This window comes from Christensenella hongkongensis (assembly GCF_000981035.1).
GTDB classification, from domain to species: domain Bacteria; phylum Bacillota; class Clostridia; order Christensenellales; family Christensenellaceae; genus Christensenella; species Christensenella hongkongensis.
Map to the genome: position 1 here is coordinate 54,640 of NZ_LAYJ01000103.1, position 18,422 is coordinate 73,061.

At 49.4% G+C, this 18,422-nt stretch carries 17 protein-coding genes; 6 read left to right on the forward strand and 11 right to left on the reverse strand.

Annotated features, from left to right (window positions below):
- Position 1 precedes the first annotated feature (1 nt).
- The 9 genes from pstB to CHK_RS09240 form a co-directional block, all read right to left on the reverse strand.
- On the reverse strand, positions 2 to 757 hold the full coding sequence (gene pstB / locus CHK_RS09200; protein ID WP_046443760.1) for a phosphate ABC transporter ATP-binding protein PstB: 756 nt from the start codon (positions 755 to 757) through the stop codon (positions 2 to 4).
- A gap of 17 nt (positions 758 to 774) precedes the next feature.
- Positions 775 to 1,662 carry a phosphate ABC transporter permease PstA gene (gene pstA, locus CHK_RS09205; protein ID WP_046443761.1) on the reverse strand — a complete coding sequence of 296 codons (888 nt, stop codon included), beginning with the start codon at positions 1,660 to 1,662 and terminating at the stop codon, positions 775 to 777.
- A complete protein-coding gene (pstC, locus tag CHK_RS09210; RefSeq protein WP_046443803.1) occupies positions 1,652 to 2,587 on the reverse strand; it encodes a phosphate ABC transporter permease subunit PstC in 936 nt (311 codons plus the stop codon). Before pstC ends, pstA begins: the two co-directional genes overlap by 11 nt.
- Before the next feature lie 120 nt (positions 2,588 to 2,707).
- Positions 2,708 to 3,610: a phosphate ABC transporter substrate-binding protein gene (locus CHK_RS09215; protein ID WP_046443762.1), complete on the reverse strand. Its 903-nt coding sequence runs from the start codon at positions 3,608 to 3,610 to the stop codon at positions 2,708 to 2,710.
- 182 nt (positions 3,611 to 3,792) lie between these two features.
- Positions 3,793 to 4,269 carry a peptidylprolyl isomerase gene (locus CHK_RS09220; protein WP_046443763.1) on the reverse strand — a complete coding sequence of 159 codons (477 nt, stop codon included), beginning with the start codon at positions 4,267 to 4,269 and terminating at the stop codon, positions 3,793 to 3,795.
- A 104-nt stretch (positions 4,270 to 4,373) separates the two neighbouring features.
- Positions 4,374 to 5,555 carry a [FeFe] hydrogenase H-cluster maturation GTPase HydF gene (gene hydF / locus CHK_RS09225; RefSeq protein WP_046443764.1) on the reverse strand — a complete coding sequence of 394 codons (1,182 nt, stop codon included), beginning with the start codon at positions 5,553 to 5,555 and terminating at the stop codon, positions 4,374 to 4,376.
- Between the two features lie 16 nt (positions 5,556 to 5,571).
- A complete protein-coding gene (hydG, locus tag CHK_RS09230; RefSeq protein ID WP_235843851.1) occupies positions 5,572 to 6,978 on the reverse strand; it encodes a [FeFe] hydrogenase H-cluster radical SAM maturase HydG in 1,407 nt (468 codons plus the stop codon).
- 12 nt (positions 6,979 to 6,990) lie between these two features.
- Complete coding sequence (hydE, locus tag CHK_RS09235) at positions 6,991 to 7,986, reverse strand: [FeFe] hydrogenase H-cluster radical SAM maturase HydE (RefSeq protein ID WP_046443765.1); 996 nt, start codon at positions 7,984 to 7,986, stop codon at positions 6,991 to 6,993.
- Positions 7,987 to 8,169: 183 nt separating this feature from the next.
- Positions 8,170 to 9,438 carry a hexokinase family protein gene (locus tag CHK_RS09240; protein WP_046443766.1) on the reverse strand — a complete coding sequence of 423 codons (1,269 nt, stop codon included), beginning with the start codon at positions 9,436 to 9,438 and terminating at the stop codon, positions 8,170 to 8,172.
- A 135-nt stretch (positions 9,439 to 9,573) separates the two neighbouring features.
- Here CHK_RS09240 and CHK_RS09245 point away from each other — a divergent pair, with 135 nt between their 5' ends.
- The 6 genes from CHK_RS09245 (at position 9,574) to CHK_RS09270 (ending at position 15,471) form a co-directional block, all read left to right on the forward strand.
- On the forward strand, positions 9,574 to 10,866 hold the full coding sequence (locus tag CHK_RS09245) for a sn-glycerol-1-phosphate dehydrogenase (protein ID WP_046443767.1): 1,293 nt from the start codon (positions 9,574 to 9,576) through the stop codon (positions 10,864 to 10,866).
- Between the two features lie 286 nt (positions 10,867 to 11,152).
- Positions 11,153 to 12,001: an amino acid ABC transporter substrate-binding protein gene (locus tag CHK_RS09250; RefSeq protein WP_046443768.1), complete on the forward strand. Its 849-nt coding sequence runs from the start codon at positions 11,153 to 11,155 to the stop codon at positions 11,999 to 12,001.
- An 86-nt stretch (positions 12,002 to 12,087) separates the two neighbouring features.
- Complete coding sequence (locus CHK_RS09255; protein ID WP_046443769.1) at positions 12,088 to 12,750, forward strand: amino acid ABC transporter permease; 663 nt, start codon at positions 12,088 to 12,090, stop codon at positions 12,748 to 12,750.
- Between the two features lie 8 nt (positions 12,751 to 12,758).
- On the forward strand, positions 12,759 to 13,520 hold the full coding sequence (locus CHK_RS09260; RefSeq protein ID WP_152651673.1) for an amino acid ABC transporter ATP-binding protein: 762 nt from the start codon (positions 12,759 to 12,761) through the stop codon (positions 13,518 to 13,520).
- A gap of 122 nt (positions 13,521 to 13,642) precedes the next feature.
- Complete coding sequence (locus CHK_RS09265; RefSeq protein ID WP_046443771.1) at positions 13,643 to 14,371, forward strand: acyl-[acyl-carrier-protein] thioesterase; 729 nt, start codon at positions 13,643 to 13,645, stop codon at positions 14,369 to 14,371.
- A 23-nt stretch (positions 14,372 to 14,394) separates the two neighbouring features.
- Positions 14,395 to 15,471, forward strand: coding sequence for a 6-phosphofructokinase (locus tag CHK_RS09270; protein ID WP_046443772.1), 1,077 nt, complete (start codon positions 14,395 to 14,397; stop codon positions 15,469 to 15,471).
- A gap of 83 nt (positions 15,472 to 15,554) precedes the next feature.
- Here CHK_RS09270 and CHK_RS09275 read toward each other — a convergent pair whose 3' ends face one another.
- Positions 15,555 to 17,216, reverse strand: a complete 1,662-nt coding sequence (locus tag CHK_RS09275; RefSeq protein ID WP_046443773.1) for a sensor domain-containing diguanylate cyclase — start codon at positions 17,214 to 17,216, stop codon at positions 15,555 to 15,557.
- Positions 17,217 to 17,314: 98 nt separating this feature from the next.
- Positions 17,315 to 18,097: a response regulator gene (locus CHK_RS09280; RefSeq protein WP_046443774.1), complete on the reverse strand. Its 783-nt coding sequence runs from the start codon at positions 18,095 to 18,097 to the stop codon at positions 17,315 to 17,317.
- Positions 18,098 to 18,422 lie beyond the last annotated feature (325 nt).

Below are 18,422 nucleotides of genomic sequence, written 5' to 3' on the forward strand. Positions count from 1 at the left end.
CTTATCCAAAACGACCTGTAATATAATCCTCCGTACGCTTATCCTTTGGCATACTGAACAGGTCCTCTGTTTTATTATACTCTACCATTTCACCAAGCAGGAAAAACGCCGTCCTGTCTGATATCCTGACGGCTTGCTGCATATTGTGCGTGACAATCACAACTGTGAATTTCTTTTTGAGCTCGCTCATCAGATCTTCGATCTTTGTCGTGGAGATCGGATCGAGCGCGGAAGTAGGCTCGTCCATGAGAATCACCTCCGGCGAAACCGCAATCGCCCGTGCAATACAAAGGCGCTGCTGCTGCCCGCCGGAAAGCCCGAGCGCGCTTTTTTTGAGCCTGTCCCTCACTTCTTCAAAGAGCGCAGCCCCCTTCAGGCTGTTTTCCACGATTTCATCAAGATCCGTCCTGTTTTTGATGCCATGGATACGCGGCCCATAGGCTATATTATCATAAATACTCATTGGAAACGGATTTGGTTTCTGGAATACCATTCCTACCTTTTTACGCAAAATGGTAACGTCCACTTTGGTATCGTATATATTTTCGCCGTCCAAAAGAACTTCTCCTGTAATTTTTACACCATCCACAAGATCGTTCATTCGGTTAAGCGTTTTCAGGTAAGTGGACTTTCCGCAACCTGACGGTCCGATCAGGGCTGTGATTTTTCCTGCTTCGATATCAATATTGATGTCCTTTAAGGCATGGTTTTGCCCGTAATATAAATCGAGATGCTTTGTTTCTATTTTAGTACTCAAGATTTTTCCCCTTTCCGCTACTGCCTCTTATTGCTGAAACGCTTGCTCAGGTAATTCGTCAGCAGGTTGATTACCAATACGATCACCACCAATACGGCGGCAATCCCGAACGCAGAATCGTTCTGCCCCTTTGCCGCGTATGTGTAGAGCTGCACGGTGAGCGTTGCGCCCGATTCCATCATATGCCCAAAGAAATTGGTGGGCATATTGGTTCCAATCCCCGACGTAAAAAGCAGCGCTGCCGATTCACCCACGATCCTGCCGATTGCAAGGATCACGGCCGTAATGATTCCCGGAATCGCGCCCGGCAGGATGATCGTGCGGATCATGTGCCACTTTGTCGTTCCAATTCCAAGCGCGCCCTCGCGGTATTCGTTTGGCACTGTTTTAAGCGCCTCCTGCGTAGTACGCACAATGATCGGAAGGATCATCAGCACAAGCGTCAGCGCACCGGCAAGTATGGAGTATCCAAGCTGCAGCGTGACGCCGAAAAACACAGCGCCAAACAGTCCGTACAATACGGAAGGGATGCCTGCCAGCGTTTCTGTTGTAAACTCAATCACCTTGACGATTTTACCGCGTTTGGCGTATTCATTGAGAAAGATCGCCGCGCCTACTCCGATTGGCGTTGCAATAAGCAGCGTTATTCCAATCATGTACAGGGTATTGATAATGCTGGGAAGGATTCCCACGGTTTTATTAAGCGCACTTGGCGCGGTGGAAAGAAATTCCCAATTTACGGACGGCAGCCCGCGCACCATGATATAAACAAGCAAATAAAACAGGATAACGACCGTAAGGATTGCACACGCATAAATCGTGATCTGCTGCGCGCCATCCTTGGGGCGGCGCTTTTTTTTCATAAGGCTTACGTCGTTGGAAAGCTTTTCCGCACTACTTTTCATTTCCCGCAGCCTCCTTTTTCAGTAACGTATTCAAAATAACGTTAATGACCATAATAAATATAAACAGAACAAGCCCGATACTGAAAAGCGCCTCCCTGTGGAGCCCGGACGCATAACTCATCTCTGACACAATACCCGTCGTCAGGAACCGGACGCTGTTAAACAGCCCCGGCATATTCACAACGTTGCCTGACACAAGGATGATTGCCATTGCCTCGCCGAGCGCCCGGCCAATGCCCAGCACTACGCCTGTGATAATTCCCGATTTTGCCGCCGGTATCTGCACCTTAAAGATCGTCTGCATTTTGGTGGCGCCGGTTGCAAGAGACGCCTCCATGTATTCCCTTGGAACTGCTTTCAAAGAAGTAATGCTGATATTGACCACTGTTGGTAAAATCATAATCGTAAGCACCACAACGCCTGAAAGCAGATTTGCGCCGCCGGTAAAGGCATGCGTCGGATCGTTGGCATACAAAAGCATTTCGAGCTTGGATACCTGAGGAACCAATATAATCATTCCCAAAAGTCCGTATACCACTGAAGGGATTCCTGCCAAAAGCTCGATTGCGGGTTTTACGATCCCGGCAAGCTTTTTATGTGCCACTTCCGAGACAAAAACCGCTGCCATAAGCGCAATCGGAACGCCGACCGCGATTGTGATTCCCGTACCTACCAGCGAGGTGAGTATCATGGGCAGGATGCCGAATTTTGGATCCGCAGCCGTAGGCGCCCATTCCGTACCAAACAGAAAATCTTTAAGACCTATCTGGAACATCGCCGGGGCGCCGGATACGACCATATAAATCGTGATGACCAGCACCGCCACCACCGCAAACGCGCCGCACGCAATAAAAACGCCTTTCATTGTTTTTTCAAGGGCGGTCTTTGTCTTCCTTCCACCCATGATTGTCGCACTGACATTCATTTCTGCTTTTTCACTCCTTTTTCCCATCGTTTTGGAACGCGCCATGTTTCGCCTTCCACAACCGCCGAAAGAGACGCAGACTCCTCTGCGTCTCTTTCTTTATTCTTCATAAGAGGAAATTTATGAAATCGTGATCAGTTTATTGTCTGCGACAACCTTTTGGCCTTCCGCACCGAGTACGAAGTCGATGAACGCCTGTACCTCCGGGCGAAGCTCGCCTTCCGCAGTTACCATGAGGAAGGGCCTTGAGAGCGGATACTCTCCCGCCTTGATCGCCTCTTCCGTGGCAGGAGCGCCGTCTACATTGAGCGCTACTACCGTATCGTCAAGCGCCTCGAGTGAAACATATCCGATTGCCGCAGGCGTTGCGGATACCGCTGTTTTTACAGCGCCGGTTTCGTTCAGCTCCTGGGCGTACTGGCACTTGTCCTCCACCTTCAGAAGTTCTTCAAACGCTCCGCGCGTTCCCGATGAAGCTTCGCGTCCGATAACGACGATTGGCTGATCGTCCCCGCCGAGGTCTTTCCAGTTTTTGATCTCGCCTGTGTATACTTTGGCAAGGTCTTCCGAAGTGATTTGCGTTACCTTGTTTGCCGGGTTCACAACCACTGCGATGCCGTCGATTGCGATTTTATTTTCCGTAAGTCCTGTTTCATCCTCTTTAAGCTCTCTGGAAACATTACCGATATCGGATTTCCCGCTCTGCGCGTCCTGTACGCCGACCGACGAGCCGCCAAGCTGCACATCCACCGTTACATCAGGATATTTTGCCATGAACGCCTCCCTGAGCGCATTTGCGATGGTCTCCATAGATGTAGAACCGGACATGGATACCTTGCCTGAAATTGCCGTGTCTGCCGGGGCCGACGATTCTGCCGACTCCGAAGCGGAAGCCGACGCCGGGGCCGAAGCGGATTCGCTGGCCGCCTGGGACGGTTCCTGAGCCGCCGGGTTTCCGCCGCAGCCTACTGCAGCAAATACCATGCAGAGCACCAATGCTGTTACCATTACAATTTTTTTCATTTCTGTTCTCTCCTTGTGATAAATATTTTAAATATATTATTTTCTTAACCACAATTTGCATTATAAGGCGGCATTGTAAAATTGACTGGCAGTTTATGTAAAATCCATGTAAAATCAAAAAGCATAACAAAAACCCCTGCATAATCTGCAGGGGTTTTCAGCTTTTAGCGTTATTTGAGCCATTATTCTTCTTCGATCGTCACCTTTTCCATCACGATATCCGCAACCGGCTTATCGGAAAAATCTGTTTTCATGCCGGCGATCTCATCGACAATATCCATGCCTTCAACGACCTTGCCAAACGCCGCGTATTGTCCGTCAAGATGAGGTGCGTCCGCGTGCATGATGAAAAACTGCGAACCTGCGGAATTGGGATCCATACTGCGCGCCATGGAGATTGTTCCGCGTTTATGCTTCAGCTCATTCTCCACGCCGTTCGAAGAGAACTCCCCTTCGATGCAATAGCCCGGCCCGCCTGTGCCGTTTCCTTTGGGACATCCTCCCTGAATCATAAATCCTTTGATAACCCTATGGAAAATCAAACCGTCATAAAATCCTTCATTTACCAGTTTTTTGAAATTCTCTACCGTTTTCGGCGCTGCTTTTTCATCCAGCTTAATCTTGATTGTGCCGCCGCCTTTGATCTTGATTACAACCATTATTTTGCCTCCCGGTATTATTAAACAGGCCTCGCCTGCCTTTGTAAGCATTATAACTGCTTTCCGTTTCTTTGTAAACAGTGGTCACCCGTTTCAAACAGCTTTTACCATGTCACGCGCTCCAGCATACCGTTTAAAAATGCAATCGCCACGCCAAAATTGGTGATCGGCACACCTGCTTCCTTTGCGTACCCAATCTTCGAAAGCATGTTCTTGCGGTTCACCATACACCCGCCGCAATGCACAACCAGCTTGTAATCCGTTAGGTTATCCGGAAATCCATGGCCCGCGCAGTTATCAAAGGCAAGCGCGCCGCCTGCATATTTGCTGAGCCAGTTCGGGAGCTTTTCCCGCGCAATATCCCCTTTGAGGGCATGATGCGTACACGATTCGGCGATCAGCACCCTGTCGCCCGGCTTCAGGGAGGCAATCGCCCGTGCCCCGCGCACAAATTCATCGATATCGCCCTTATATTTCGCCATCAGCATAGAAAAAGACGTAAGCGGGATATCCTTTCCCAGATGCTCGTTTACATATTTGAACACCTGTGAATCGGTAATCACGAGCTTTGGCGGATGCCGCAGCTCTTCGAGCATGGGTGAAAGGTCTTCCGTTTTGATGGAAACCACGCGGCAGCCCTTATCCAGAAGATCGCGCGTGACCTGCACCTGCGGAAGGATCAGCCTCCCCTTGGGCGCCTGGATGTCCTGCGGCATCACAAGCACTACAACGTCTCCCGCCGATGCAAGCTCCCCGACAATCGAGGGCTGTTCGTAGTTCGTCACCTGCTCTGCAAGCTTTTGCTTCAGCGTTTCGATTCCTTCTGCCGTTTTCGCGTTCAGCACCACCGTATTTTTGCCGACTGGAGCAACGCTGCCCGCATTCCCCTCGTCAAACGCATTATAAGCAACGATATACGGCGTATTTTTCTTGCGGAACACTTCCATATATTCTTTCTCAAGGGAGGTGTCCCCGTCGCCCGCGCGTATGATGATCACGGCGATATCCGTTTTGTCGATAACTTCGTTCGTTTTTTTGATCCGCGCCTGTGCAAGCTCCGTCGTGTCGTCAAGGCCCGCGGTATCGATAAATACCACCGGGCCGATTGGCAAAAGCTCCATCGCTTTATATACGGGATCCGTAGTCGTACCCGCAACATCTGAGACAAGCGCGATATCCTGCCCGGTCATCGCGTTGATGACGCTCGATTTCCCCGCGTTCGTTTTTCCGAAAAAGGCGATATGCAGCCGGTTTGCCTGTGGCGTTTCGTCTAAATTGGATACCATCTGTTTTCTCCTTCTCCTAGAATCGGAAATCGCGCTCGCCCGCTTCGATTTTCGCGATGTATTCGCGCGCTTTGTCGCGGACTTTTTCGCTTGGTATTTCCTGCAGCTGTTTTTCGATCAGTTCGTTCGCCATTTGCTTAAACTCGTCGTCGCCATAATCGACCGCATATTCCTTTAAGGTAATAAGCGCATTTGGCTGACAGATATTTCCGATCTGCCCCGCCTTTGCAAGGCGCATAAACCGGTCTCCCGTCCTTCCCTCGCGGTAGCAGGCTGTACAGAAGCTTGGAATATATCCGTCGCGGATCAGCTCCTTGGTCATTTCGATCGGCGTGCGGTGGTCTTCCACTTCAAACTGCGGCTGCTGCGTTTTCAGCGTATAGCCGCCTACGCCCGTCGCGCTGCCCGCGCTGACCTGCGAAATTCCAAGCTCGATGACGCTGTCGCGATATGCGCCGCCTTCGCGCGTCGAAAGAATCAGGCCCGTATACGGTACGGTCATACGCATTACCGCCACGATCTTTTTGTAATCGTCGTCTGAAACCGCATGTTCATAATCTGTTTTCTTCACGTCGCCCGCGTCGCGGATGCGCAGCATGGAAATTGTATGCGGCCCTACGCCGAACACTGCTTCCAGATGCTCTGCGTGCATAATCTGCCCTACGAAATCGTAATGCCAGTCGTAAAGCCCATACAGTACGCCGAGCCCTACGTCGTCGATACCCGCCTCCATTGCGCGGTCATGCGCGGTGGTATGATATTCATAATTACTCTTCGGCCCCTTCGGATGCTGATGCTCGTAGGTTGGTTTATGGTATGTTTCCTGAAACAGGATATAGGTCCCGATTCCCGCATCCTTGAGCTTCTTGTAATTTTCCACGGTTGTCGCCGCGATATTCACGTTCACCCTGCGGATCGCCCCGTTGTCAAAGTGGATGGAATAGATTGTTTTGATGCTTTCCAGCACGTAATCAAGCGGACAGTTCTTCGGATCCTCGCCCGTTTCAAGCGCAAGCCGCTTATGCCCCATTTTTTCAAGCGCCTTTACCTCCTGAACGATCTCCTCCTGCGTCAGTCTTTTACGCGTCATGCACGAGGAATGATGATATCCGCAGTAGCGGCACTCATTTACGCAATAGTCCGACAAATACAACGGTGCGAACATCACGATCCTGTTGCCATAGATATGTTTTTTGATATCCCTGGCGGTTCGAAACATCTCTTCGATCAGTTCCTTATCCTCCACAAAGCTGAGGACAGACGCTTCCTCGTGCGTGAGTCCGCCAAAGCCGCTCGCCTTGTGGATGATGCGCTTCACCTCTTTTTCGTCCTTTGCAAGCTCCCTTGCAGCCGCGAGCGTACGCTCAATCTCCCCATGATCCATAAACTCTGCTACCGTTTTTCCCATTCTGTTATAAGCCATTTGACTTCCCCCTTATTCTGCGGTCAAATTCAGTTCCGCAAGTTTTTCCTTCAATTCTTCATACTGCTCCCTGAGTGGTATATCCTTTGCATCCCTGCCGGGATAGATATCGTACAGCTTTCTATATTCATACGGCGTGGCTTTTTGCATAATAACGTTCGCGCCGCATAATAAAGCGTTTTTCATGCCGCCCTTTACATTGAGGGCCGTTGTGGACGGCAGGTGGCATTTCGGAAGGAGCAGCCGCGCAAGCGCAAGCACCTTCAGCGTTTTGTGTGCGTTTCCATCCGCACTGCCCCGAAGCGGCGTATCCGGATGCGCGATAAACGGCCCAATGCCTGCCATATCCACGCCCTCGCGTACCAACGTCAGCAAATCCTGAGCGAGGATTTCATCCGTTTGCCCCGGCAGTCCCACCATAAACCCGCCGCCAAGCTCAAAACCAAGTCCCTTGATCCTGCGCTGCGCGTCCAGCCTGCCTTCGAGCGGTACGCCGTGCAGCGATTGATACAACGCGGCGTTCGCCGTCTCATGCTTGAGTAAAAACCGGTCTGCTCCCGCCTGCTTCATAATACGGTATTCTTCAAGCGATCGTTCCCCAATGGACAGCGTAACAGCGCATTGCGCCTTTTCTTTGATGCGCCGGACGATGCCGGCCAACATTTCCGCGGTATAGTAGCAGTCCTCTCCGCTTTGCAGGATAACCGTCCGGTAGACCTTTGCCGTATCCACCGCCGCCTCTACAAGCTCGTCGGGCGCCATGCGATAGCGCACCGCATCCTTCATCCGCGCGTTGATGCCGCAGTAAGCGCACAGGCATCTGCAATAGTTTGAAAATTCAATGATGCCGCGTACAAAAACAAGATTTCCATATTGTTCGGTTTTTACCTTGTTCGCCGCGTAAAAAAGCTCCTCATTTATAGAATCGTCTTTCAGGATTGCAGCCAGCACCTCTGCCCGCGGCTGGCCAGTATCCAAAATATAGTTTCCCAGCGTATATTGCGCCATACTCCCTCCAATCAAAAAATGCCGCCCCTTCTGTAAAAAAGGACAGCATAACAAAAAATTATCATTGTTATAAAGGCCGTCCTCCCACTCAGATTCCTCCTTGTGGTCAGATTGTCTGTTGCTTGTTTTCTATTATATACTATTATTACCTATAAACCCAATACTATTTCGCCAATCAGGAAATTATGTGGAAAGCCCTGCGATCGCGCAGCCTTTCAGCACAGCCAGGTCTACGCTGATCACATCTGCCGCAATGCCTATCGAATCAAGATAAGGCAGCAGGTTTGTAAGCGCTTCCTTTTTGAGCGCAAACATTTTATCGTATGTCGTGCCTTCAATCGTCATACAAATATGGCTGTTGTCCTTACACGCCTTTACAGCCATCGCAGCCATTTGAAGCGCAAGCAGCCGTCCTGCGCGCAGCACAATATTGAGAATGATCTCCCGTGCCGTCCACGCGTCCCGTTCCGTTTGGAAGTAACCTTTGAGCGCCCCTGTTCCATCCTCCAAAAATTCATTGACATCCACGGTGGTAAGCGTTTTCGCCAAAGTAAACTCCTGCGAAAATACGCCCTCACGTCCTGCGGCCCGCAACGTAAAATCGCACAGCCCGCCAAGATAGCCCCCGCTGGCCATTTTTTCAAAAATTCCCCTTCCGGGATTCAGCATGCTTTCGTCGAACGCAAGGTCAATATCGCTGCGTGGGATTTCGGAATAATTTCCCGCCTCTGTATTGATCACCATCACGCCGTCATCAGAGAATCCGTGCAGCTTGGCAATATTCTGGATGTTTTCCATATAGCAACTGTTGCTGCCCGTGCCAAGGATCGTTCCCGTAAACGAACCATAGCCTTCGTTGATCTTTTCCGCTTTTCCCGCAAGGCAGGTCGCTACCGAATCGTTGATCACAACGATCCTGCCCCCATGGATTCCAAGCTTTTCAAAGGATGCTTTCAGTTCATCAACCATCTTCTTTCCGCCGGCGTTCTTCACTTTTACTTCTTTGGTGATTTCTACGATCTCACAATCGATGTTCGGAAGGCTGGGAATCACTTTTCCAGGATATGCAAATGAAATGACAATATCCTTAGTAATCCCTGTAAGGGGCGCAATTAAGCCCGCCAAAATGTCAAAAAATTCTCCCGCTTCTACTTCCTTTTCCACACCCGGCATCATATACCGGTTGATCTCTTCCGTATGAAAGCTTCCGTCCTGTAAAAATTTTGCGACCGTTATCCGCAGGTTTGTCCCGCCCGCATCCACGCAGATTACGGGCTTTTCGCGTTTTACTTCGCTTTTCAGCGAGATATAGGTCGGTATCATCAAAAGGGAGCTTTCTTCGCCGCACAGCCCTTTTTTCATCTCATCGAGATATGCCTCCATCTGCTCCGCAATATCGATAGAGGTATATTCCATTTTGTGCGTTTTAATAAATTCCTGCGCTGTCAGCATCCCGCTCTCCCTTCCTGCCTTAAGCTTCTTCTTTCCATTATATAAAAAATTCCCTTTTTTGCAATGTTATTTGACTATCTTTCCACGCTGCCGTAAAATAAAATCGTATTTCTATTTTAAAAAAGGAGTTAAATTATGTTCGAAGAAATTTTGGATGTCAAGGGCTGTGCCTGCGGGCATAACCACACGCTCAAAACGCGCGACTATATTGTCGAACGCAATGCCATGGAAAAACTCCCGGCGCTGCTTGAAAAATCGTTTGCCGGTGCAAAGCCTCTCGCGGTATTTGACCAGAACACCTATGACGCGGCATATCCCAAACTGAAAAAAGCCCTTCCGGATATAGATACGCTGATCCTGACAGGCGAAAAAATCGTTCCGAACGAATTTCAGCTTGACACCGTCACGCAGGTGTTAAAAACCGGCGGCTTCGACTTACTGCTGGCCGTGGGGGCGGGCGTGATTACCGACGTCACACGCTATGTGGCATTAAAACAGGATGTTCCGTTCATTTCCGTTCCAACAGCTGCAAGTGTGGACGGCTTCGTATCCGATAATGCCGCGCTTACGTTAAACGGCGCGAAAGTAACGCTTCCGGCCAAGGCTCCGGACGCAGTGGTTGCCGATCTTGAGATCATTGCGGCCGCTCCGCTCAAAATGACCGCGTCCGGCGTGGGCGACATGCTGAGTAAATACATCAGCGTCGCTGACTGGAAAATCGGCCATCTTATCACAAACGAATACTATTGCCCGTTCGTCGCAGACCTTACCCTGAAAGCCGTCAATATCATTGTGGACAACATTGAAGCAATCAGGAAAGGCGACATCGAAAGCATCGGCACCCTGATGGAAGGACTTTTGCTCTCAGGAATCACCATTCAAATGGTCGGCATCACCCGCCCGGCATCAAGCTTCGAACATCATTTTTCACATTATCTGGAGGTAACACCCATCGAGGGAATCGACCACGACGCGCTGCACGGTGAAAAGGTTGGGATCGGAACCGTAAACGCAGCAAAATACTATCCTATCTTCGCGGAACGGCTGGGGCGGATATTCAGGGAGAATCTGGAAAACCAGTTCAGTATGGAGCGCGTAAAAGAATATTACAGTAAATATCCCCAGAGCGTGGTGGAAATGGTCGAAAAAGAAAATACGCCCACCATCACGGGTAACCTCAACGTAGGCTTGCTTCGCCAAAACTTCGACAAGGTCCGGCAGGTTGCCTCTGAGGTCCCCTCTTCCGAAAAAATCGTAAGCACGCTTCGGACTGTAAACGGCTACACTGATTATCACCAGATCGGTATGACCGACGAACAGTTTAAGGAAACAATGAAAATCTGCTGTTATATCCGCAACCGCTTCACGCTGCTGCGCCTGATGTGCGATTACAGGTTGTTTGATTTCGATAAAGAGCTTACTTTCTGACGCACTTGTTACGGAAGTTTTCTTTCATTTATAATAATGCAGTCCCAAAACGATGCGGCGTGAGGCCGCATCGTTTTCAGGTTCTTATACACATTCTGCGTTGCGCTTCCGCTCATTGCCACCCTCTCTTTTATGGTATTTTTCCTATATCATGTTTTCGTGATCTTTTCGGATTACCCCTTTACTAATTTAGCACGATGAATTATAATATCAAGGTAAGTCGCCTGAAATGGCAGCAAAACAGGTTCTGTTTTGTAAGAAAATTTGGTAAAGAGGTATGATACAAATGAAAAAGGTACTACTCATTGTTCTCGTGATCGCGTTTGCGGCGGTATGCTTTGTCGGCTGTGCCCCAAAGACGGAAACATCCGGCTCCGAGGCTTCCGGTTCGGCTGACGCATCGGCTGCAGCTGTGGATGATTCGCTCGATAAAATCAAGGAAAAAGGCGAATTCGTTATGGGTATGGACGACAGCTTCCCTCCGATGGGCTTTAAGGGAGATGACGGCGAGCTGACTGGCTTTGACGTGGAAATGGCGCAGGCGGTTGCAGAGCACATGGGCGTAAAAGTGAATTTGCAGGCAATCGACTGGAGCGCAAAGGAAATGGAGCTTGACGCAGGCAATGTTGATTTGTTGTGGAACGGCTATACCATCACGGACGAACGCAAGGAAAAGGTTCTGATGAGCGAGCCCTATATGGAAAATGAACAGGTAATCGTAGTAACGAAGGATTCCCCTGTAAATACGCTTGCAGACCTTGCCGGCAAAAAGGTTGCGGTGCAGGACGGTTCTTCCGCACAGGAAGCAATCGACGGGAATGAAGAACTAAAGAACTCCATTGCGGAGCAGATCGACTTCAAGGACAACGTAACGGCTATGATGGACGTTTCCTCCGGACAGGTGGATGCGCTTGCGGTAGACCTCGTTGTCGCGAACTACTATCTTGCAAAGCAGCCCGACCAGTTCCGTATCCTGGACGAAACGCTCGCTCCTGAAGAATACGGCATTGGTTTCCGCAAGGGTGAAGAGGCTTTCAAAAAGGCGGTAGAAGAAGCGCTTGCAGAAATGAAAAAGGACGGAACCGCAGCTGAAATCAGCACAAAATGGTTTGGTAAGGATGTTACGACGTTCTAACCGGTATCTTCTGGAAATGACGGGCAGCCTATCATCACGATGCTGCCCGATTTTTCATTTTATTTGTACTTTTGGAGTAATATGTAATGGAAAACTTTCTTAGTTTGGTTTTAGAGCTTGCAAACGGCCTTGGAGTAACGCTCTCCCTGTTTGCGCTCACGCTCGTCATTTCGATCCCGCTCGGTTTTTTTGGCTCGCAGATCAGCCTCAGCAAAAATAAAATCGGGAAAGGCATCTATAACGTTTACCTTGTTATCATGCGCGGTACGCCGCTTATTTTACAGGTGCTTTTCTTATATTTCGGTTTGAACCTGCTTTTTACAAATATTGGCGTATCCTTCCGGATCGGCCGTTTTGAATCTGCACTGCTTTCGTTCGTGCTCAATTACACGGCGTACTACAGCGAAATTTTCCGCGGCGGTATCCAGTCCATCAACCGTGGCCAGTATGAGGCCGCTTCTGTGCTTGGACTGGGAAAAGGGCTTACGATGCGAAAAATCGTCATACCACAGGTATTCAAAATCGTCATGCCCTCGCTTGGCAACGAGGTTATCAACCTTGTGAAGGATACCGCGCTCGTAAGCATCATCGCTCTTGGCGATTTGCTCAAAATGGCCCAGTCGGCAGCAATGCGCGAGGCTTCCGTTGTGCCGTTTATTGTGGCGATGTTATTCTACCTTGCCATTAACGCGATTGTGCAGCTTGTTTTAAAGCAAATTGAAAAACGCATGAACTATTACAGGATTTAGGTGATATTATGAGCGTACTTGAAGTTACAAAATTAAACAAAAGCTTTGGGACAACCCATGTTTTAAAAGATATAGACCTGACGCTTGAGAAGGGCGAAACCATGGCGATTATCGGTCCGTCCGGCAGCGGCAAAAGTACCCTTCTCAGGTGTATCAACTGTCTGGAACGCGCGGAAAAAGGAACGATCGTTTTGAATGGCATCACGATTGCAAGCGAACAAAACGGCGTGACGCAATACCTGAAGGAAGACGAGCTGATGAAGGCGCGCCTCCATCTCGGAATGGTATTCCAGAACTTTAATCTGTTTCCCCATCTCACTGTGATGGAAAACCTGACGCTTGCCCCAATTAATGTGGATAAAATTCCCAAAAACCAGGCGGAGGAAACCGCAATGACGCTGCTCAAAAAAGTTGGGCTCGGAGACAGGGGCGACGCATATCCCTTCGAGCTTTCCGGCGGACAGAGCCAGCGTGTGGCGATCGCGCGCGCGCTTGCTATGGATCCTGACATTCTTTGCTTTGACGAGCCTACATCGGCTCTCGATCCCGAGCTCACAGGCGAGGTTCTCGCCGTCATCAAGGAGCTTGCGGCTGAGCATATGACGATGCTGATTGTCACACACGAGATGGGATTTGCCAAGGAGGTTGCCAGTGAGGTTGTATTTATGGACGAGGGGCGCATTTTAGAGCGGGGCACACCTCAGGAACTCCTGGTCAACCCAAAGGAAAACCGTATCAGGTTGTTCCTGAACAAACTTCTCAGCGTATAAAAATATATCGTGATACAGCGCGGACAGGAGGAAATCCTGTCCTTTTCTTTTTTCTTTTCATTTGATTTCCAAAGTGATACTATAGTGATAAGAGAACTTTTGAGACAACCTGGAGGCATTTGATGAATACAAAACTGGAACAATTATACACCATCCGGGCCTTTGATGTAGACACGAAGGGAAAATGGCGTCCATCCGCTATCCTGACGCGTTTACAGGAGATTGCAGAGGATCACGCAATCGCTGTGAACGCAGGCCGGAAGGAGCTTGTGGAGGAACGCGGCATGGCATGGATGCTTACCCGGCTCCATCTCCAGATGAAGCAATATCCTGACCTTACGGATACCATCAAGGTCGTGACCTGGCCCGGAAAGCCGACCAAGCTTTTTTTTGTGCGGCACTCGATGTTTTTCAGTGAAACGGGCGAGGAGCTCGGACGCGCAACCTCCCTTTGGGTGCTGTTCAACATCCGCGAACGCTTTTTATGCCGTACGGGCGATATCGGTGAAAATTATCCTTACGACCTTTCGCATGGCCGCGCGCTGCCCGATCCCGGTAAGATCAAGCTGCCGGACGAAATGCAGTATATGACTACGCGTACTGTGGCATACAGTGAGGTCGATATGAATGGCCACCTCAATAATGCCAAATACGCAGACTGGATTTGCGAGCTTTTTGATATCTCCCATTTAAAAAAGGCTTATATGGATCAATTCCGCATCAACTATATTGCGGAAGCCTATATGGGACAAAAGGTTGATTTATACTGCAAAGAAATAGACGGAACATGGTTTGTCTGTGGAAAAACAGGCAACAAGACTGTTTTTGACGCTTCCATCCAATGGAAATAATAGAAAGACGGGGGAAATAAATAATGGCAAAACGAATTGGTATCCTCACAAGCGGCGGAGACTGCCCGGGCCTTAACGCGGCGATCCGCGGCGTTGCCCGCGCTGCATACGAACGCATGGAGGGCGTAGAGATTATTGGCATTGCAAGCGGCTTTGCCGGGCTGATCAATGGTCAGTACCGCGCAATGGACAAAAGCGAATTTTCGGGCATCCTGACGCTGGGCGGCACGATTCTTGGTTCGGTGCGCACCCCCTTTAAGGATATGCGGAAAATTGGCGCAGATAATGTGGACAAGGTTGCCAGTATGGTGCAAAACTACGAAAAAATGAAGCTCGACTGCTTATGCACGCTGGGCGGTAACGGTACGCACAAAACGGCGAACCTGCTTTCCGAGGAAGGGCTGAATGTGATTGGCCTGCCCAAAACGATTGATAACGACATCTGGGGTACAGACGTTACCTTTGGTTTTCACACCGCTGTTGACACCGCCACGGACGTTCTTGACAGAGTGCACACGACTGCGGCAAGCCATGGACGCGTAATGGTGGTTGAGCTGATGGGCAACAAGGCCGGCTGGCTTACAATTTACGCTGGTATCGCAGGCGGAGCGGACGTAGTGCTGATCCCTGAAATTCCGTATGACCGCGAAACTGTAATCGAGGCTGTAAAACGGCGTGCGGAAAAAGGCAAAGCATTTTCTATCGTGGCGATTGCCGAGGGCGCGATCCGCAATGACGAAACAGGCATGAAACGCAAGGAAATACGTGCCAAACGCGCGGAAGAAGGCTATCCTTCGATTTCCACGCGTCTCGCGCATGCAATCGAATCCATAACGGGAATCGAGACGCGCACCGTTGTCCCCGGACACGTTCAACGCGGCGGGAGCCCAAGCGCATACGACAGGGTTCTTGCAACAAAATTTGGTATTCAGGCAGCTGATCTCATTTGCCAAAGCAAGTTTGGATATACGGTGGCAAAGAAAAACGGAAAGCTGACGCAAAACAAACTGGCGGACGTCGCCGGCAAAACAAAGCTGGTTACAAAGGACGACGACATTGTCCGCGCGGCTAAAAATATCGGGATATGCCTTGGCGAATAAAGAACTTTTGCTCATTGACATGTGAAAAGAACGGGCGCCACTTTGTGGCTGCCCGTTCCTTTATTTCAGCCTATTTACAGGTATCAGCCTTGTTCTTCGTCTTCCTTTCTTTTCAACGCCATTTTATTTTGATACATTGCACTGTCCGCCCGTTTGAAAACATCGGCGAAGGTCAGGTCCATATTCTCTTCATAAAGCGCGATTCCCCTTGCAATGTTAATTTCCCCGCCCGGTCTGGCGTTTGCGTTAAACTCCTCTACCGCACATTCAAACCGCTCCAATATTTCCGTATAATGCTCGTATTCATCATTTTCCAGAATTACTACAAACTCGTCCCCTCCCACGCGGTAGACAGGGCTTCGCTTAAACACTTTACAAATCAGCTTGCAGGCATCAATCAGCAGCATGTCTCCAAAATCATGACCGCAGGTATCGTTTACTGTTTTCAGGTTATTCAGGTCAAACACGATTACCGCAAATTCCGGCCTGCCTGTCCGCATCTTTTCTTCCAGCGCATCCGCCGCATCCTGATATGCGGTTTTATTCCTGCAGCCTGTCAGGCCGTCCCTGTAGGCCAGTCCATTGATATAGCCGATGTATTCCTGCAGATGGTTTACCGTTTGCTGGAAACTGTCCGCCAGCGTGCCCACCTCGTCCTTTGTCTGGTGGGAAAGCGTGACGGAAAGGTCTCCCTCCGCAATTTGCCGGGCAGCGGCATTCAGCTCCTTGAGCGGTCTCACGATCCTGCGCGTCAGCAGCACAGTCAGAAGAACGGCCAGCGCGGAGATTGCTATGACTGCAACCGAAATTTGCAGAATCAGATCATTTTTCGCCTTATCTATCTCGGAAGCCGGAGCGGTGATTGCAAGTCTCATTCCATTTCTCAGGCTTTCCAGAGCCATTTGCTTTTCTTCCCCGTTCCAGGTATAAGAAAACAAATAAGTGCTGTTTCCTCCATTTTTCAATTCTTCCGCAACCGGAATCAGGCTATTCTCCAGGCTGCCCATTGGCGTTCCCATTTCTATTGTTTTGTGATACATAACATTTGCTGATTCATCTGTCAAAAAGGCATAGCCGCTGTCATATACCTTTGTATCCTGAACAATATTTTTGATCACATCAAAATCAATATCCATACCAACCACGCCAATGGTGGTATTATTAGCATAAAGCGGTACAACATAAGAGATCATCTGGACATTGATGTTTTTATTCATATAAGGCGCCATCCACGTTGCCTTTCCGCTTTTGACAGGAACATAATACCAGCCCACGTGCTCAATATCATCAGGATTATAGCTTGAAAAATCAGTAGGAGTCAGCTCCTGAAAGCTTCCGTCCAAAGCTGTTTTGCTCCAGAAAAGGCCGGAGGTGGATTCTGAAAAATCCGGATTATACCGAATATAAACCGCAAGCGCGCCCTCTGTGTTGTTCGCGGCGTTGACCGCGACGTTCTGGATGTATTCTGTATATTCATCGACATAAGATGAATCCGTTTTGAACCTGTCAACGTCTTCGAGCTCTTCCATGGAATAATTGGCGAGCGTATCTACCGACTGCTCGATACGAGAGAGAAGCGCATCGATATTCTGCGCCCGTTCATTGCACAGCAGGTTCATGATCTGCGCCGAATCGTTATCGACTACTTTTTGAGCGTTATAAATACCCGCCCCGCCAATTACCACCGACGAAAGCAGGACGCATCCCAAAATCAAAACAACAAATTTTGTCTGGATCGATTTCATGCACTATCCCCCTGTTTTGTTTTACTATAGCATTAAAACCGCAAATAGAGCGCAAATAAAAAACCCCGAAAACGGGGTTTTGGTAAATTACTAATTTATTATTCAAGAGCGCCCAGCGTCATCTCTGCCCAACTGTACTGCGCCATATATTCGCCGCGGTAAGCATTGACAGCCTCGGTATCCCTGCACAGGAAACGATACAGGTCACAGTCCACATTCCCACAATTAATGGCAAAGCTGTTGCGGCTTTTTACCAGAATGTCCTTTGCGCCAAGTTCTGTAAGGCGCCGTGTGAGATCCGCTATCAGAGTACGCAGATGGCTGCGGACAGAAACAGTATCCGGTTTATTTTCCCACAGCACAGCGCAAAGTTCGCCCGTGTTTGCCGAAGCTCCGCGCCTGTCTATGAGATAGGCAAGCAGCTCTTTTGTCTTTGCATGCGAGAAGCGCAACGGTACTCCATCCACAAAAACCTCAAAATTACCAAAGGTCTGCACACGTATCCTACCGTGTTCATTGGGAGGAAGCGCCTTTAATTCGTCAAGCTCCTCGCGCATCCGTTCTTTGGAAACCGGCTTGAGCAGGTAGCCTTTTGCATGAACGGAATATGCCTCCAGCGCATATTGCGGATAGCCGGTCACAAAAATTATTTTTGTGCCGCACGAAAGCTCGCGGATTTTTTTTGCAAGCTCCAGACCATTCATGCCAAATATCTCAATGTCAAGAAACGCCACGTCCGGACGCAAGCCGCCAGCTATTGCGCCCAGCGCTTCCGACGGTTTTTGAAATCCACATACTTCACAATCCGGCTCCGCCTCTTTTATTGTTTTTACCAGCAGGCCAAGTACCAGCGGTTCATCATCTACGGCAATCGCTTTCATCGTTCAGGCTCCTTTGGAATCGTAATAATAACCGTTGTCCCTTTACCAATGCAGCTGTGGCCTCCTACGGAAAATACCGCTGTAAAGCTGTAAAAAGGATACCTTTTGAGTCCAGTTCAAATATTATACAAATATTGGTAAGATTGCAATTCATTTTTACGGAATTTGCAAAATTTCATTTAGTCCATATGATTTTTGAAGGCTTATTGACTGCGGCACACGCATTCCGGCTTTTCTGCATAGAAACCGCCTATACAAATCCCGGGTTCTGAAATTCCTGCACCCATGCCACGCAAAAGGACCGGCAAATGCCGGTCCCTCCACT

Coding starts and splice junctions, on each gene's coding strand:
- CHK_RS09280 (WP_046443774.1), bottom strand. CDS start 18,097: ATGAAAGCGATTGCCGTAGATGATGAACCGCTGGTACTTGGCCTGCTG.
- CHK_RS09265 (WP_046443771.1), top strand. CDS start 13,643: ATGAATACAAAACTGGAACAATTATACACCATCCGGGCCTTTGATGTA.
- pstC (WP_046443803.1), bottom strand. CDS start 2,587: ATGAATGTCAGTGCGACAATCATGGGTGGAAGGAAGACAAAGACCGCC.
- CHK_RS09250 (WP_046443768.1), top strand. CDS start 11,153: ATGAAAAAGGTACTACTCATTGTTCTCGTGATCGCGTTTGCGGCGGTA.
- CHK_RS09275 (WP_046443773.1), bottom strand. CDS start 17,216: ATGAAATCGATCCAGACAAAATTTGTTGTTTTGATTTTGGGATGCGTC.
- CHK_RS09260 (WP_152651673.1), top strand. CDS start 12,759: ATGAGCGTACTTGAAGTTACAAAATTAAACAAAAGCTTTGGGACAACC.
- hydG (WP_235843851.1), bottom strand. CDS start 6,978: ATGGCTTATAACAGAATGGGAAAAACGGTAGCAGAGTTTATGGATCAT.
- CHK_RS09240 (WP_046443766.1), bottom strand. CDS start 9,438: ATGCTGACAGCGCAGGAATTTATTAAAACGCACAAAATGGAATATACC.
- pstA (WP_046443761.1), bottom strand. CDS start 1,662: ATGAAAAGTAGTGCGGAAAAGCTTTCCAACGACGTAAGCCTTATGAAA.
- CHK_RS09255 (WP_046443769.1), top strand. CDS start 12,088: ATGGAAAACTTTCTTAGTTTGGTTTTAGAGCTTGCAAACGGCCTTGGA.
- CHK_RS09215 (WP_046443762.1), bottom strand. CDS start 3,610: ATGAAAAAAATTGTAATGGTAACAGCATTGGTGCTCTGCATGGTATTT.
- hydF (WP_046443764.1), bottom strand. CDS start 5,555: ATGGTATCCAATTTAGACGAAACGCCACAGGCAAACCGGCTGCATATC.
- CHK_RS09220 (WP_046443763.1), bottom strand. CDS start 4,269: ATGGTTGTAATCAAGATCAAAGGCGGCGGCACAATCAAGATTAAGCTG.
- hydE (WP_046443765.1), bottom strand. CDS start 7,986: ATGGCGCAATATACGCTGGGAAACTATATTTTGGATACTGGCCAGCCG.
- CHK_RS09245 (WP_046443767.1), top strand. CDS start 9,574: ATGTTCGAAGAAATTTTGGATGTCAAGGGCTGTGCCTGCGGGCATAAC.
- CHK_RS09270 (WP_046443772.1), top strand. CDS start 14,395: ATGGCAAAACGAATTGGTATCCTCACAAGCGGCGGAGACTGCCCGGGC.